Origin of the sequence: Corallococcus interemptor (assembly GCF_003668875.1) — a bacterium.
GTDB lineage: Bacteria > Myxococcota > Myxococcia > Myxococcales > Myxococcaceae > Corallococcus > Corallococcus interemptor.
The window spans coordinates 13,220-27,659 of record NZ_RAWM01000026.1; the positions used below are offsets into that span (position 1 = coordinate 13,220).

A 14,440-nucleotide genomic window follows, 5' to 3' on the forward strand; every position below is an offset into this window, starting at 1 on the left:
CTTCAGGGCGCCGGAGCCGGCTCCGGCTGCGTCTGTCCATTGTCAGACGCTTCCGCTTCGCCAGCCGGAGCCTCCTCCTGCTCGGGCGCGTTGGCGTCCTGGGGCAGCTGGTTCATCACGGACGAACCCGCGCCGCCGGTGGCCGCCGCGTCCTTCTTCTCCTCGCCCTGCGCCTCCGCCGTGGCGGCCGGAGCCGGCGGCGGGTTCTTGAGCATGTTCTGCAGGCCGTTCACCTTCGCGGCGATCAGCTGCTTGTCCTGATCCGACGTGGACGACAGCTCCTTGCAGCGGTCCAGGAACGCGATGGCCTTCTCGAAGCCCACGCGATCAGCCGCGTACGCCCAGCCCGCGCCGCACACCGCCTCCGGCTTGTCCGCTGCGCGCGCGAGCACCTTCTCGAACGCCTCGCCCGCGGCGACGCCCTTCTTCGGATCCAGCCCCTTCTGACCGTCCAGCGCGTACGCCAGGTATAGCTGGCCCTCCAGGCCGTCGGGCTCCAGGGACAGGGCCTTGGTGAAGGCCCGCTCCGCGCCCGCGTAGTCGCGGTAGCTCAGCGCCAGCGCGCCCAGGTTGAGGTGGCCCGGCGCGAAGTTGTCATCCAGCGACACGGCCTTCTGGAACTGGGCGAGCGCGCGCGGGCGGTCGTCCATCTTCAGGTAGATCATCCCCAGCGTGTTGGAGATGGCCGGATCCTCCTGCGCCACCTTGCGGGCGTTGATGACCAGCAACTCCGCCAGGCGGTACTGGCCCCGGTCGTACGCCACCAGCGCCAGCGTCTTGTACGCCTCCGGGTTGTCCTTGCTGCGCGCCAGCACGCGCCGGCCGGTGGCCTCCGCCTCCTCCAGCTTGCCCGCCAGCCGGTACGTCGCGGCCAGCGCGTTGAGCACGGGCTCGTCATGCTCGTGGCCCGGCGTCTGGAGCGCCTTGCCGTAGAGCGAGATGGCCTCCTCCAGCTGGCCCTCGTGCCGGTGCATCAGCCCCAGGTTCATCACGGACGGCGTGTGCGCCGGGTCCAGGGCCAGCACCTGCTCGTACGCCACGCGGGCGTCCGCCGGGCGGCCCTGCTTCTCCGCGATGACGCCCAGGTTGAAGCGGGCGTTGAGCGCCTTGGGCTCCTGGGAGACGACCGCCTCGAAGCCCTTGCGAGCGGCGTCCAGGTCCCCGGCCTCGTAGGCCCGCAGGGCCTGCGCGAACTGGCCGTTGGTGTCGCCCTTCTCCACCGGAGCGGGGACGGGCCTGGCTTCAGCGGCGGTGACCGTGGCGGCGGGCTTCTCCACCGCGTTCATCGCGACGGGCCTGGGGCCCGTGGCGCAGGCCGTGGTGAAGGCGAAGGCGAAGGCCCCCGCCAGGAACATCCGCTTGGTGCGAAAGCCGTCCATCCCCGTCCCCTTCAACTGGCTGCTCATGTCGATGCTGTGGTTCGTCTTCACGGCTGGACCCCCTCGAGCGAGGCGGTGGGCTCGGGCTTCGCGGCCTCCGGCGCCCCTTCCGGAGCGGCCGGCTTCGCACCTTCAGCGGGCACGGCCTCCGGCGCGGCGGCGGGCGTGGCCTGGGGCTTGGGCTCCGCGGAGGCGCTGACGGGGCCGTTGAGGTCCTTCAGCACGCCCGAGGCGATGCGCGAATCACTGCTGCCCCGGTACGTCACCGGCTTCACCTGGGCGTAGGCACCCGGGCGCAGCTTGTTGATCTGATCCTGCGCCGCCAGCGTCCACTCGCTGTAGATGCCCAGCTCGTAGGCCTTCTGGAGGCCCTTCTCCAGCGCCTCGCTGGACTTCTCCTCCAGCGGCATGGCCAGGTTCTCCAGCTCCGCGCGGTACATGCTGAGCTGCTCGTCATCCAGCCCGGATGGGTCCGGCGAGTCCATGATGTTGCGCGCGAAGTCCGCGTACGCGAGGCCGATGCGGGTCAGCGCCGCGATGCCCCACTCGCCGGAACCCGTGGCGAGCACCGCCGCGTACTCCTTCTCCACGCGCAGCATCTCCTTCTGCTTGGCCTGAAGGTCGCGGCGGATGGTGGAGACGCGCGTGAACTTGATGTCGCTGAAGCGCTTCCACGTGGGCTCCAGCGCCAGGAAGCGCGCGTGGCCGTACGCGTTGAGCACCGCGGTGTCCTTGCGGACGGTCTCCGGCAGCTTGTTCCAGCCGCGCACCAGCTCGTCCTGCGCCTTCTCCTGGCCGCGCACGTCCTTCATCTTCTGGTACGCCAGCAGCTCGTGGTAGCGCGCCAGGTACGCCTGCCCCGCGGCGGTGCGCGAGTCGCGGCCGTAGTCCTCCACGAACCGGCTGAAGGCGCGGGCCGCGTCGCCCCACTTCTTCTCCTTCTCCCAGACCAGGCCGATGGAGAAGGCCACCTGCGGCACGTCCTTGCGGTCCTTGAAGCGCGCCAGGTAGTTGTTCCATGCCGTAACGGCCTTCTGGGACTCGCCCAGGCCGTCGTACCAGACGCCCGCGTTGAAGAGGGCATCCGCCACCCACTCGCCCGCCGCGTCCACCTGCGCCTTGCGCTCGGCGGCCTTCTGCGCGCGCTTGGACTCCACGTCCTCCACGGCGCCCGGCGTGTCGTCCTTCTTCGCGACGGCGGCAGGCTTCGCCTTCGTGTCCCTGGCCTTCTTCGCCTGCGTCTCGCGGGCCTTCATCGCCGCGTCGTAGGCGGCCACGAAGGACTCGGACATGGCCGCGGCCTTCTTGAACTCGGCGACCTTCTCGTAGAGGCCGGACAGCGTGTAGCGGGTCTTCAATTCGAAGTTGCTGTTCGGGTACTCCTTGAGGACGCGCTCGCCGGCGGTGATGCCCTTGTCCACCTCACCGGCCTCCTGCGCGATGACCATCGCGTAGGTGAGCGCGCGGTCCGCGTTCTCCGACCTGGGGAACTCCGTCACGAAGGCCAGGAACTCCTCGGCGGCCTTCGCCGGGTTCTTCTCCTTCTTGTAGACGACCTCGTCCACGTACTTGTACTGGCTGCCCTCCACCACGCGAGAGACGCGCAGGGCGAAGTCGGAGCCGGGCTTGGACAGCTTCTTGTTGGAGAGGAACTTGCGCGAGAGCGTGTTGAGTTCCTGCCACTCCTCGCGGCTCTCCAGCACGTACATGGTCAGGTCCGCGGCGTCGCGCGAGCGGCGCTCCTCCGGGAACTTCTCGATGATCTCCCCGAAGCGGCGGGCCGCGTCCACGAAGTGCGCGCGGTCGTAGAGGATGACGGCGGCCTGGTAGCGCAGGTCGATCTCATCCTGGTTGCCCGGGAACAGGGTGTTGTACGTGTCGCACGCGGCGACCAGCCGGTCCTCGAACTTCGTGAGCGGCTGCTCGGCCTGCTCCTTGGCGTCGCGCTTCACCAGCTTCTGCTTGGCGACGTCGCCCTTGTCCTTCTTCTCGTCGACCTTCTGGCCGTCCTTCAGGTCGCTCTTGGCGATCTGGCCGCGCTCGATCTTGACCAGCTTGTCGTACGCGAGCACCGCGTTGTACGCGGCGGACTTGCGGTAGGACTCGTTGGAGACCTCCTTCGCGGAGTCGCGGTCCGGGATCTTGAACGCGACGACGGCGTCGTACTCACCGGCGGCGGCCTCCCACTCCTCCAGGGCCCAGAGGATTTCGGCGTAGAAGAAGCGGATGTTGAAGGCGGAGTCCGCCACGAACTCCGGGTTGTCGCTGGAGGCGAACGCGTCCACGTACTGCTTGTAGATGTCGCGCGCCAGCCGGTAGGTCTCCACCTGGCGCGTCTTCTGCGCCTCCTGGTGGTACTCCGTGACCATCACGCGCATGGCCTCTTCGGTGACGCTGAAGGCGTTGCGCAGCACGCCCGCGTTGCCGGCGTTGGCGGTCCACCACTCGCCACCGGGGCGGTAGAGGTCCACCATCCGCTTCATCTCCTTGCGGACCTGCTGGCGCTGACGCAGGCCTTCGTACGCGCGCACCACCGCCTGCTGGTACTCCGGCGCGTTCGCGCCCATGGGCGAGTCGTCGATGAGCGTGCGGTACACCAGGATGGCGCTGTCGAAGTGGCCCGCGTCCACCAGGCCCGCGGCCGTCTTCGCGAGCAGCCGGCCCTGGCGCCTGGCCGGGGCCTTCTGCTTGAAGTAGGCGAGCGCCTCCTTGGGCTGATCCAGCTGCACGTAGAAGACGGTGAGGTCGTTGAGGGCCTCCGTGCGCAGGTCGCCCAGCTCCTCGCCGCGCTGGCTCGCGTAGTCCACGACCTCGTGGAGCTTCTTCAGGCCCGCGTCCAGGTCGCCCGCGTTGAAGTCACACCAGGACAGCTTGTAGGTGGCGTAGGCGTAGATCTTGGGAACGCCGGAGTCGCGCGCCTTCTCGTAGTTCTCCTTGGCGGGCGCCAGCTTGTTGTTCTCGAAGTAGTGGTTGCCCAGCTGGATGTACGCGTCCGGGACGAACTGCGACTTCGGGAAGTCGCGGATCAGCTCCTCGTAGCGCTTCACCGCGTCCTCGCGGCGGTTGAGCTCGTAGAGGTTGTAGCCCAGGGAGAAGAGGACCTCGTCGCGGGCCGGGTAGTCCGGGTACTCGCTGAGGATGGCCTCGTAGATGCGCATCGTCTCCGCGCGGTAGCGCTCGGACTCGCGGTGGTCCTGCTCCGGCGCGGTGGCCTTCTCACCGCGCGCCACGGCGGCGTCGTAGGCCTTCTCCGCCGTGAGGAACTTCTCCATCTCCAGCTGGTAGAGGTACTTGGACTTCTCCCAGTAGAGCTCCGACAGGCGGTACTGCATCTCCGCCTTCTGCGTGGAGGTCTCCTGCAGCTTGGGGATGAGGCGCTTGAAGCCTTCAATGGCCTCGTCGCGCTTCTTGTCCGCGAGCGCGTCCTTCTTGGAGTCCGCGATGCGCGGCGTGTCCGCGAACTTGGCCGTGGCGGGCTTCACCCGCGCCGGGCCCTTGCGCATGTCCTGGGGCGCGACGCCGGGCGGAAGCTCCGCCTTCTTCGCCTCCTCCTTGTCCTTCTTGCCGGGGGCCTCGGCCTTCCTGGCCGCGCCCTTCGCAGAAGAGGACTTCTTCGTCGCCACCTTGCGCGGCGGTGCCGTCTCCTCCGCCGCCTCCCCCACCCCACCGGCCGCGAGCGCGACGCCCACCGCCAGTGCACCGAACCGAAGAACCACCTTCATGCGAGCTCCTGGAGAACCGCGCCTCGCCTGCCTGGGAAAACTTCTGCCCAGTTGGGAGGGACGACGGAAAGTAGACGCGGGTACCCAGAATGAGAAGTGGCCCGGAACGTGCCTTGTGCCCCGGCGTACGCGATCACTCCGGGCCAGTTTCCAGGACTCAACATCAAGCGAAGAGGCCCCGTCCCCCGTGACAAACGCACGGTGGAGGGGCCTCTTTGCGTGCTGCGCATGACGGCCGGGTGTGTCCGGGGCCTACTTCTCCTGGCGAGCGGGGCAGCCGCGCTTGAGCGTGTACTGGTAGTAGCCGATCTCGTCGATCCAGAACTCGCCCTGGAAGCGCCAGTAGTTGTAGTCCGCGCCGGGCATCTTGGGGCGGTAGAGCGTCTGGCGGGAGAGCAGCGCCTTCTGGTCCACGCCCTCGGAGAAGAGGTCCTTCTCATCCAGCGCCGTCTGCACGCGGATGATCTCCGCCTGGTCGGAGAAGGTGCGGAGGTTGTCCGCGGCCTCCTTGATGCGGTTCTTCGCGAGCGTCCCGCCCACCTGGAGCAGCGTGGTGCGGATGTCCTCCAGCGACGCCACCGTCTGCGCGGCGAACGGCGTCCCGCGCCACGGGCCTTCACTGATGGCGCGCTTCTCCTGGTCCACGCGGGACAGGGTCCGCATCACTTCACGGATGCGCTCGTTGTTGCGGATCCACAGGTAGACGGCGCGCGGCAGGCGGCGGTTCTCGGAGGACACCAGGTTGAAGGCGTTGATGGGCGCCACGTCCTCGCCGGTGAAGGGCTCCAGCTGCTTCGCCATGGGGCCGTAGCGCTCGTCGAACGCGGCGAGCGTCGTCTTCACCTCGTCGTAGAGGCACGAGTAGTAATAGACGGTGGCCTTGAGGATCCACGACTCGGGCTGGAAGGCGCCCTCGAACTGCGGCGCGTGCAGCGCCTGGAGGCTGCCCAGCGCGCCGCCGAAGTCCTCGTTCTGGAAGCGGGCGAAGCCGTTCTCGAACAGGGCCTGGTCCCAGAAGCGCGCGTAGCGGGGCACGCCCTCGTACGCCTTCACCGCGTCCGCGTACTCACCGCGGCGGTAGTGCACGCGGCCCAGCGCCAGCAGCGCCAGCTCGCGCGTCTCCGGCAGCTCCACCTGGGGCTCCTTCGTGTTCAGCACGGCCTGGAACGCGGCGATGGCCGCCTTGTCCAGCGTCTCCCCCTCCCCAGGACGGCCGGGGAAGCGAGGGTCCGCGAGCACGGTGCCCAGCAGGTAGCGGGCCTTCGCGTAGACGCGGCTGTCGGCGGGCACGGCCTCCAAGAGCGAGCGGGACTCCTCGAAGCGCATGCGGCGCTGGCTGGCGGTGCCGACCAGGTAGTTGATGCGCGCCAGCACCTCCTTGGGGAGCGTGACCCACTGGTCGCGCACCTCGTCGGTGTAGGCCTGGTTGAGGATGCTGGGGATGAGGTTCTGCTCATCCAGCCGCTGCTGCATGTCCACCAGCCCCTCGATGGCCTTCAGGTACGAGGGGTGCTTGGGGCCGGCGTTGACGATGGCCGCGTAGGAGATGAAGGCCGCGACGGGCAGGTCCTTCTTGGCGAAGGTCTGCGCCAGGTAGAACTCGGCCTTGCCCTTCACGTCCGCGTCCTCCCCTTCCGCCAGCTGCGCGAAGAGGGGGGCGGCGGTGTCGAGCTTGCCTTCGTTGAAGGCGGACAGCGCGCGGTTGTAGGTGCCCACGTCCTGCTGGGCGAGGGCCACCGACGGCACGGCGAGGGGCCCGAGGACGACGAGGAGTCGGAGCAGTCGGGACATGGTTAGAAGAGCACCGAGAAGCCAGCGTAGAAGCTGACGTTGTTGAGGACGTCCGACGAAGGCTCGGCGACGAGATCCCTCCCGAGGATGATGTCCTCGCGGTAGTTCTTCTTCGTCTTCGGGTCCACGCCGTCGAACTTGGCCACCTGGCAGCTGCCGCTCAGGTTGAGGCCGTCAAAGGGCTGGTTGGCGGCGCGCGCGGCCTCCAGCGCCTCGAAGTCCGCCAGGTTGCAGCCGTCCACCTTGTCCACGCGCGCGGTGTAGATGAGGTCGCGAACCTCCAGGCGCAGGGCGTAGTGCTCACCGAACTGCACGCGGAAGCCGCCGCCGATTTCACCCAGGAACTTGTTGCCCGTGTCGCCGAAGCGCGCGGGCACCTGGTACGTCTGGCCCTCCACCTCGTTGGCCACTTCCGGGCGGATGAGGTGGCGCGTCTTGCCAATGCCCGCGCCGCCGGAGAGCACCACGCTGAACTGCGCCAGCGAGTTGTTGAAGAAGGCGAACTTGCCGTAGAGCGGCGTCACCTCCACGCCCGCGTGCGCGCCCCACTGGAGCAGGAGCGACGACGCGGCCTGGGCCTGCTCGCGCACCTTGTCGATGAGCTCCAGGTTGAAGTCGCTCTCGTCGGAGTACCAGTTGTACTGGCCGCCCACCTGGAGGGCGAAGTTCTCCTGCAGGTGGTAGACGTAGGTCAGCGCGGTGCCCACGTGGTTGGTGAACTTGCCGTTCACCTGCACGGCGGCGGGATACAGCACCAGCTCGTGCTTGCCCTCGTCCGCGAAGCGCTTCTTCTGGACGATGTGGACGTTGACGTTCGGGTTGTAGAGCGGCGCGCCATTCACCAGCCGCTGCTGCTGCGCGTCCGTGGTGCGCGGCGCCTCACCCGTGTCCAGCACCGGCGCGTCCGCGGGCGCGGAGGCGGCGGGCGCGGACGGCTCGGAGGACGGCGCCGGGGCGGCATCATCCTCGTCGGTGACGGCGGGCGCGGACGGCGTGGCCGGCGCGGCTTCAGGCTGGGACTGCGGCACCACGGGCGCTTCGCGCTCGGTGCGCTGGCGCTCCGGCGGTTCGGCCGGCGGCTGCGCCGGAGAGGCGCCTTGCGCGAACGCGAGGGCAGGCACCGCGGCAACGAGGAGCGCGATGGAACGGAAGGGTCGCATAGGAAGGAATCAGAAAGAGAAGGTGTAGCCGAGGTCGAACTGCACCAGGTGCGTGAGGCCCGGACTGCCGGCGGGCTCACCGGTGGTCCGGCCAGCCTCCCAGTCGTCGCGCAGCAGGTTCACGCGGTAGCTGTCCTTGAAGATCCAGTCGCGCAGCTCCAGCCGGATGCCGTGCTGCTCCTTGATGAAGAAGCGGAAGCCCAGCGCGGCGGACACCACCGGCGCCACGCGCGACTCCTTCACCCAGTAGTTCTCCGTGGCGCTGCCCCGGTCATCCACGGCCGTGCGGTTGTCACAGACGCCCGCGGCCCGGTCCACCACCTGGGTGCACTGGATGACGGACTGGCGCTTCAGGTTGGTGAGGCCGCCGCCCGCCCAGAGGTACGTCTGGAAGTGCACCGGGATGTCCGCGACCAGGGAGATCTTCCCGTAGATGGGAGCCCACCGCGCGCCGACGACGCCGTGCAGGTTCATCCGCCACATGTCCTCGAGCTCGTCCGTGACGCGCTTGTCCTCGCGGTCCAGGAAGGACTCGGAGATGGAGCGCGCCAGGCCCGTGTGGCGGCTGACGGCGTAGCCCGCGCGCGCCTCCAGCGCGAACGTGTCGAAGAGGTTGTAGGCGAGCCCGACGTCGAAGAAGTAGTGCGCCGTCAGGTGCGTCTGCACCGGCAGGCCCACGGACAGGGACAGCTCCGGATGGCCCGCGGGCTTGTAGAGCCGGTTGCGGACGACCGCCGACTCCAGGACGCCGTCTTCCTGTGCCGAGGCGCCGAGCGCCGTCAGCGAAAGGCTCAGCGCGGCGAAGACGCGAAGCGTGCGTGCGTTCATATCTCCTGCCCGGCCCGGGGGTGGGCCGTTGGGTGATCCGGAGGGCAACCTGTCTGCTTGGACAGCGAGGCTCCGGCGTGGGACAGCGATGTGAGCACGCCGCCCATCCACCGCAAGCGGATCCCAGCGGCAGCCGGTAAAGTTTTCGCCCTTTGTCCAAAGGGCAACCAGCCCGCACGCACCCGCAAGGCCCCGGCACCCGGAAACGACGAACGCCCCGCCCGGCCACCCGAAGGTGCCCGAAGCGAGGCGTTGGACGGGGCGCCGATGAGGCGCCCCGCGTCAACTGCGTGTGACTAGCGCGCGGCCTTGTGCTGCGCGCGCATGGCCACCTTGATGGAGGGGCGCACGATGACGATGCCGTCGTTGTGGCCGGCGACCGCGCCCTTCACGAGCACGAGCCCCTTCTCCACGTCCACGTCCACCACGGTCAGGTTCTGCGTGGTGACGCGCTCGACGCCGTAGTGACCCGGCATCTTCTTGTTCGGGTACGTACGGCCCGGCGTCTTACGCTGACCGATGGCGCCCGGGTGACGCTGATACTCGTGCGTACCGTGCGTCTTGGTCTGCGAACCCTTGAAGCTCCAGCGGCGCATGACGCCGGAGAAGCCGCGACCCTTGGTGATGCCGGTGACGTCCACCAGCTCGCCCTTGGAGAACATGTCCGCCTTGATGGCGTCGCCCACGTTGAAGCCCGCGGCCTCCTCGGCCGTGACGCGGAACTCACGCAGGTGGCGGCGCGGCGTGGCGCTGGCCTTCTTGAAGAAGCCGAGCTGCGGCTTGTTCAGGATCTTCTCGCGCACCGCGCCGAAGCCCACGGTCACCGCGGAGTACTGATCCTTCTCCGGGGTGCGCTTGCCGACCACCAGACAGGTGTTGACGTCGATGACCGTCACCGGAACGAGGTTGCCCTCGTCGTTGAACACCTGGGTCATGCCGATCTTCTTGCCAATCAGACCCTTCACGTCGTCCTCACAGCGAGCGCCCGTGGCGCTGAAAGCCCAATGAATTCAATGAACTGGCCTACACGCGTACCCGCGGCCGCCAGGAAGCGGCGCAAGATAGCAAACACGTTCCCTACGTCAAGCACCAAGGGTGGGCGTACCCCTCACTGCGCGACATCCAACCGCGGGTAGAAGGGGTTCAGCTGCCCGTCCGCGATGCGCTGGGCATACACCTCTTCGCCGAGGAGGAACAGGGCTTGATCCAGATAATCTTCCGCCCCCTTGATCTCCTCCTCCTTGGCGGCGATGGCCTGATCGAGTTCCTGCATCCGGGCTTCGTGCTGCCGCTTCTGCTCCGCGGCGGCGTCCTCCAGCTCGATCAGGCGCTTGTGCGCCAGGATGCCCGCCCCACCGGGCTGGCCGGGGGTGGGCGTCAGGGCGGTGGCCAGCTGGGACTCCCAGTCCTCGACCTCGCGGGCCAGGCGCATCTGGGCGATGCGGTTCTTCTTCAGGTTCTGCTTGGCGGCGTCCAGCTTCACGGGGTCCTGGGTGGTCATCTCCAGGTCCGCCAGCTTCTGCTCCAGCTTCTTCAGGCCCGCGATGGCGTAGCGAAGGTCCGCGCGGCGCGTGTCCAGCGTCTTGCGCAGCCCCTTGACCTTGCCCTCCACCGCCGTCACGGCCTTCTGGAACTTGCTGGTGATGACCTTCTGCGCGGCGCACTCGTCCTCGTGCTGCGCCAGGAAGTCCTGATAGGCCACGTCCTCGTCGTTCATCTCCGCTTCCAGCGCCGCCAGCTCGTCCCGGCGCGCCTCCAGCACCTCTTCGGCGCGGTAGACGCGTTCCATGGAGCGGGGGCAGTTCGGCTTGCCCGGGAGGACGTCCCGGGCCAGGTCGCCGAGCTGGAAGATGAGATCGTTGTAGCTCTCCTTCGCCATGGGCGGATTCATACGCCCAAGTCGCCCGGACTGTCACCGGCCGAGCGCATCCCTCGCGCTCGGGCCGGCCGCCCCGTCAGGAGTCCGCGGGAGCCGCGACGGCCTGGGCTTCGCCGCGCCGCACCGCCGCCAGGGCCCCTTCCGCCAGGGCGAGCAGCTCCCGGGCGCGGTCCTGTTCCTCGGTCCGGTTCAGCTCGCACACCCACGCGGAGGACAGGTCCGCGTGCTGCCGGGCCATCTCCGCGGTGGTTTCGTAGCGAGCCGCCGACGCCCGGGCGAAGGCTCCCTCGCGCCGCAGTTCGAGCACGGTGTCGGGATCCAGATCGATCTCCTCTGGAGGCACCGGCAGCGGCCCGCGTCCCAGCGCCGCCAGCCGGGCCAGCAGCCGTGACGCGTGGGCGCGGCAGAAGGCGGCCAGCACCATCAGGCGCGCCCGGACCCGCGCGTCGTTCATGCGCTCCGCCAGTCCCGTCATACGACGGGCCGACACCACTTCTGCCTCCCACGCGGCGGCCAATGCGGCTGCCAGCCGGGTATGCCTCGCTCCCATCAGCGTCCCTCCCCCACCCTCGTGAGACGCAAGCTAGGAACGCTATTGGTGCAATTCAACCGACCGCGCGAGCAACCATCCAATAAAGCCCCACTCCCGCGAGGCAGATGGATGACAGGCGCACAACCTTCGAGTGCAGAAGGGGCCTGCGCTGAACGATTCGCAGCACGGGGACCAGGAAGGCCACCACCACCGCCTGCCCCAACTCCACGCCCAGGTTGAAGCCCGCGAGCGCGGCCGCCGCGGAGGCCCCCGACCCGTAGCCGCCCAGCACGCTGGCGAAGCCCAGCCCGTGCACCAGCCCGAACAGGAAGGTGAGCCCCGCGCGGTGCCCGTGCCGGCGGAGGAACAGGTTCTCCAGCGCCATGTAGAGGATGGACGCGGCGATCGCGGCCTCGGCCCACCGCGTGCCCCGCTCGCTCAGCGTCCACCACCCCAGGGCGGTGAGCGCCAGCGTCAGCGAGTGCGCCAGCGTGAAGGACGTCACCAACAGGAGGATCCGCCGGAACGTGCCGCCCACCAGCAGCACCGCCAGCAGGAAGAGCAGATGATCCGCGCCCGCCAGGATGTGGCGGATGCCCTCGCCCACCCAGCCGGTAAAGCCGTCCACTGCTTCAGGCGCGACCTGCACCTCATGGGCGTGGGCGGCGGCCGGTCCCAGCCCCAGCGCCAGGAGGATCAGCGCCAGCACCACCACCCGGGCCGGGGAAGACGGCTTCATCGCGCGAGGGAGCCTGCCCTCCGCGCGCCCTCCCCGTCCACTACTCGCGCACGAACTCCAGCTGCACCTGCTGGCGGCCGGAGAGCCCGCCGTGGTGCGCGCCGCAGCGCGGGCAGACCATGGGCTGATCCCACTCCCACGCGGCCTGCACCTCCTCGCCGCAGCAGACCATGGGCAGCGTGCGCAACAGCTCCTCGTCCGGAGGCAGCGGCCGGGGCAGCGGCTCCGGCGCCACCGACACGAAGGTGGGCCTCGGGTTCTGCGACAGCGTGCGGTGCACGTACGCCAGCTGCTCGTACCGCACGTGGTTCGCCCACGCGCGCGCCATGTGCTCCACGTGCGCGGACTGCTCCGGCGTGAGCCACGCGTCCGGCAGCGCGCGGTGGCCACAGTACAGGCAGTGCCACGCGGGCAGCTCCTCCGCCGTGTACGCCTCGTGGAGGTTCTCGAAGGGGAAGTAGCCCGCCAGGAGCCGCTGCAGCATCCCCGCGTCGTGGCGGCTGGGCCGCGTCTTGAAGGCGCGCTGGCAGCGGGGACACTCGCGCCGCACGAAGCCCGCCTTGTCCCGCGGCAGCTCCAGCCACGCCATGTCCAGCTCCGGCAGGTTCACGCCAGCCCCCGCCGGCGGCCCATCGACATGACGGCCAGCACGAACGCGATGAGCGAGAACACCAGGAGCAGGTGCACCCACTGCCCCTCCGTCGAACCGGTGATCAGCCCCATCACCCACAACACCAGCAAGATGATGCCCATGGTCCAGTACACGCCACGCCTCCCGCCACACAGGGCCCCGAACTTCAGACCGGGCCCAAGCTAGGAACGGGGGCGCACCGCGGCAACAGGTGGAGCTTTCTGCAGGGTCAGGTTGGGAAACAAACTTCCCAGGCCGGGCATTTTTTCAGCACGCCGTGGACCCCGCGGGCCCCGTTTCAACCACTCTCTTAAGGATCCGTGAGGCACCCGCCGCACGCCACGTACGCTGGCACGTTGCCTGCTTAGCCGCTGGGTGTGGGCGAGTCAGCGGGCGCGGGCTGTTGGGGCGCCAGGGGAGGGCGAGATGCGGGGTTGGACGGTGGCGGTGGCGATGGCGGCGGCGGTGGTGCTGATGGGGACGAACGCGATGGCTTTCCCGGTGCAGGTGCCGGTGGGTGCCCAGGGTGAGGCACCGGACGTCGCGGCCCTCCGGGCGCAGCTCGCGGAGAAGGAAGCACAGCTCAAGGCGGCCCTGGCCCGGCTGCAGCAGTACGAGGATGAAGCGGACTACCTCCGCGCGGAGCAGCTGGGCGTGGCCGAGGCCGTGCGCGCCTCCGGGCTCCCGGAGCGGCAGCAGCGCCGGCTGGCGGTGTCCATCGTCCGCGAGGCGGAGCGCAACAACCTGGATCCGCTGCTGGTGGTGGCGCTGATCCGCTGCGAGTCCTCCTTCAACAACTACGCGGTGTCCGGGGTGGGCGCCATGGGCCTCATGCAGGTGATGCCGGACACGGGCAAGTACCTGGCGGAGAAGAACGGCTGGCGGCTGGGCCGTCACACGAACCTCTTCGACTTCGAGACGAACGTGAACCTGGGCACGGCCTACCTGGCGGACCTCATCAACCGGTTCGGCTCCGTGGAGGGCGCGCTCGTCGCCTACAACGCGGGTCCCGGGCTGGCCAAGCGCATCCTCGCCAAGAAGGAGAACCGGGTGAAGTTCATGGCCGGCTACCCCGCCAAGGTGGTGAAGGAGTTCCGCAAGCTGAAGGCCCAGCAGGAGCGCGCCATCAGCCTGCGTGCCGAGCAGACGACAACCGACCGCAAGGGTTGACCGCTGCGTGACATGCGCTTCGCTTGGTCGCCAACACTCCGGCCGAAGTTGCATGCCCGGCACTGACCTGATCGCGGGTGAAGGTGCAATGTCCGGCTCCGGCTGTGCACCCCACCACCCCGTGGGAACCGGACCACCCCTGTGGTCCGGCAACCGTGCGGCAGCCGCCATTGACCATCGTAGGCGGCACACACGTGCACACCTCAGCGGGAGTACGCAACATGACGGGGCTTCGGATTCATCGTGAGGAGGCTGCGGGTCGTATCACCCTGCGCCTGGAAGGAACGCTGGACGGCCGTACGGCCCAGGAACTGAGCTCCTCGCTCCAGGCGCTGGCGCAGAGCGAGGTGGTCCTGGACTTCGCGCACCTGCGTGAGTTCAAGGACAGCGCGGTGGGCGTCCTGACCCACGGTCTGAAGGACGGCGCCGTGCAGCTGCGCGGGCTGGCCACGCACCACGAGCGGATGTTCCGCTACTTCGGCGTGCTGTCCGCGCCGGCGACGCACCGGGCCTACTACACGCCCGAGGACATCTTCTCCGCCTGAGTCACACACCCGGAGTCCCTCCGGGCCGCGTGCATCCCCGGCAATAGCGCTCGCGCCTCCAGGG

13 protein-coding genes are annotated in these 14,440 nt (G+C 68.9%); 2 read left to right on the plus strand and 11 right to left on the minus strand.

Going from position 1 to position 14,440, the window contains the following annotated elements:
• Positions 1–2 precede the first annotated feature (2 nt).
• From D7X96_RS12425 to D7X96_RS12475, 11 genes are all read right to left on the minus strand, one after another.
• Positions 3–1,430, minus strand: coding sequence for a tetratricopeptide repeat protein (locus tag D7X96_RS12425; RefSeq protein ID WP_121769793.1), 1,428 nt, complete (start codon positions 1,428–1,430; stop codon positions 3–5).
• Positions 1,427–5,101, minus strand: coding sequence for a tetratricopeptide repeat protein (locus D7X96_RS12430; protein WP_121769794.1), 3,675 nt, complete (start codon positions 5,099–5,101; stop codon positions 1,427–1,429). Before D7X96_RS12430 ends, D7X96_RS12425 begins: the two co-directional genes overlap by 4 nt.
• 252 nt (positions 5,102–5,353) lie before the next feature.
• Complete coding sequence (locus tag D7X96_RS12435; protein ID WP_120547345.1) at positions 5,354–6,892, minus strand: tetratricopeptide repeat protein; 1,539 nt, start codon at positions 6,890–6,892, stop codon at positions 5,354–5,356.
• Positions 6,893–6,894: 2 nt separating this feature from the next.
• Positions 6,895–8,052, minus strand: coding sequence for an outer membrane beta-barrel domain-containing protein (locus tag D7X96_RS12440; RefSeq protein ID WP_120547346.1), 1,158 nt, complete (start codon positions 8,050–8,052; stop codon positions 6,895–6,897).
• 9 nt (positions 8,053–8,061) lie between these two features.
• A complete protein-coding gene (locus D7X96_RS12445) occupies positions 8,062–8,880 on the minus strand; it encodes an outer membrane beta-barrel domain-containing protein (RefSeq protein ID WP_120547347.1) in 819 nt (272 codons plus the stop codon).
• A gap of 296 nt (positions 8,881–9,176) precedes the next feature.
• Positions 9,177–9,845 (minus strand): 50S ribosomal protein L3, encoded by a 669-nt coding sequence (rplC, locus tag D7X96_RS12450; protein WP_120547348.1) that lies wholly within the window; start codon positions 9,843–9,845, stop codon positions 9,177–9,179.
• Between the two features lie 143 nt (positions 9,846–9,988).
• Complete coding sequence (locus D7X96_RS12455; protein ID WP_120547349.1) at positions 9,989–10,759, minus strand: hypothetical protein; 771 nt, start codon at positions 10,757–10,759, stop codon at positions 9,989–9,991.
• A 76-nt stretch (positions 10,760–10,835) separates the two neighbouring features.
• A complete protein-coding gene (locus D7X96_RS12460) occupies positions 10,836–11,249 on the minus strand; it encodes a hypothetical protein (protein WP_233609881.1) in 414 nt (137 codons plus the stop codon).
• 115 nt (positions 11,250–11,364) lie between these two features.
• Positions 11,365–12,030: a HupE/UreJ family protein gene (locus tag D7X96_RS12465; RefSeq protein ID WP_121723570.1), complete on the minus strand. Its 666-nt coding sequence runs from the start codon at positions 12,028–12,030 to the stop codon at positions 11,365–11,367.
• Between the two features lie 40 nt (positions 12,031–12,070).
• Positions 12,071–12,640, minus strand: a complete 570-nt coding sequence (locus D7X96_RS12470) for a hypothetical protein (protein ID WP_233609882.1) — start codon at positions 12,638–12,640, stop codon at positions 12,071–12,073.
• Positions 12,637–12,783, minus strand: a complete 147-nt coding sequence (locus D7X96_RS12475; protein WP_370450116.1) for a lmo0937 family membrane protein — start codon at positions 12,781–12,783, stop codon at positions 12,637–12,639. Before D7X96_RS12475 ends, D7X96_RS12470 begins: the two co-directional genes overlap by 4 nt.
• Positions 12,784–13,087: 304 nt before the next feature.
• Here D7X96_RS12475 and D7X96_RS12480 point away from each other — a divergent pair, with 304 nt between their 5' ends.
• Positions 13,088–13,831 carry a lytic transglycosylase domain-containing protein gene (locus tag D7X96_RS12480; protein ID WP_120547353.1) on the plus strand — a complete coding sequence of 248 codons (744 nt, stop codon included), beginning with the start codon at positions 13,088–13,090 and terminating at the stop codon, positions 13,829–13,831.
• Between the two features lie 221 nt (positions 13,832–14,052).
• Positions 14,053–14,376, plus strand: coding sequence for an STAS domain-containing protein (locus tag D7X96_RS12485; RefSeq protein ID WP_120547354.1), 324 nt, complete (start codon positions 14,053–14,055; stop codon positions 14,374–14,376).
• Positions 14,377–14,440 lie beyond the last annotated feature (64 nt).